The 1113-nt window shown below is 40.0% G+C and carries 2 tRNA genes and 2 rRNA genes; all 4 read left to right on the forward strand.

Annotated elements, in window-relative coordinates:
* Positions 1-80: ribosomal RNA gene (locus FTU98_RS13830) — 16S ribosomal RNA — on the forward strand; the annotation flags it as partial.
* 158 nt (positions 81-238) lie between these two features.
* Positions 239-315: transfer RNA gene (locus FTU98_RS13835), tRNA-Ile, on the forward strand.
* Positions 316-385: 70 nt separating this feature from the next.
* Positions 386-461, forward strand: a tRNA-Ala gene (locus FTU98_RS13840).
* Positions 462-936: 475 nt separating this feature from the next.
* Positions 937-1113, forward strand: a 23S ribosomal RNA gene (locus FTU98_RS13845); the annotation flags it as partial.

A 1113-nucleotide genomic window follows, 5' to 3' on the forward strand; every position in this document is an offset into this window, starting at 1 on the left:
TTACCACGGTGTGGCCGATGACTGGGGTGAAGTCGTAACAAGGTAGCCGTAGGGGAACCTGCGGCTGGATCACCTCCTTAACGAAAGATTGACGATTGGTAAGAATCCACAACAAGTTGTTCTTCATGACGATGTGTCTTAAAAGATAATTCGAGGTTTTCGAATTGGATTGAGTAGCAGATACTACGCACTGCGTTTGTCTTGCGAAAAATACAAAGCGATGCTTTGATTTTTCTCAGGGTCTGTAGCTCAGTTGGTTAGAGCACACGCTTGATAAGCGTGGGGTCACAAGTTCAAGTCTTGTCAGACCCACCATGACTTTGACCTAGATTGAATAAATCAAGTTACAGGAATTGAAGATACATCGAATCACAGATGATAAGCTGGGGACTTAGCTTAGTTGGTAGAGCGCCTGCTTTGCACGCAGGAGGTCAGGAGTTCGACTCTCCTAGTCTCCACCAAATTTTAAGATCAGAAAAGCACTGCTTTTCCTTAAAATTTAAGCAAACAGCTATGCTGTGCGCAGGCACACATATACTGGAGCTTTAAGCTAAAGATTGCAGAACTTAATAAAAGATCGAATGATTAGATTTGATGGTTTATTAAGTTCTGTGATTTAAATATCACAGTATTTAGTGCGATCTGACGAAGACGCATTAATTCATTAACAGATTGGCAAAAATTGAGTCTGAAATAAATTGTTCAACTCATTTAATTCAAGATTGACAGTAATGCTTCGGTGTTACGATTTAATTACGAATTGAAATGAGAACTAGCAAATTAACTGAATCAAGCGTTTTGGTATATGAATTTAGATTGAAGCTGTACAGTGCTTAAGTGCACGAGACTTTGAACTGTAGATTAAATAAATCATTGATTATTTATTTAATTGTCTTAATCCTACTTGTAGGGGTTAACGACTGTTTGGGGTTGTATAGTCAAGTAATTAAGTGCATGTGGTGGATGCCTTGGCAGTCAGAGGCGATGAAAGACGTGATAGCCTGCGAAAAGCTCCGGGGAGGCGGCAAATATCCTTTGATCCGGAGATTTCTGAATGGGGAAACCCACCTACCTTAAGGTAGGTATCGTATGATGAATACATAGTCATACGAA

It is taken from the genome of Acinetobacter sp. YH12211, from assembly GCF_013418015.1.
In the GTDB taxonomy this organism is placed as follows: Bacteria; Pseudomonadota; Gammaproteobacteria; order Pseudomonadales; family Moraxellaceae; genus Acinetobacter; species Acinetobacter towneri.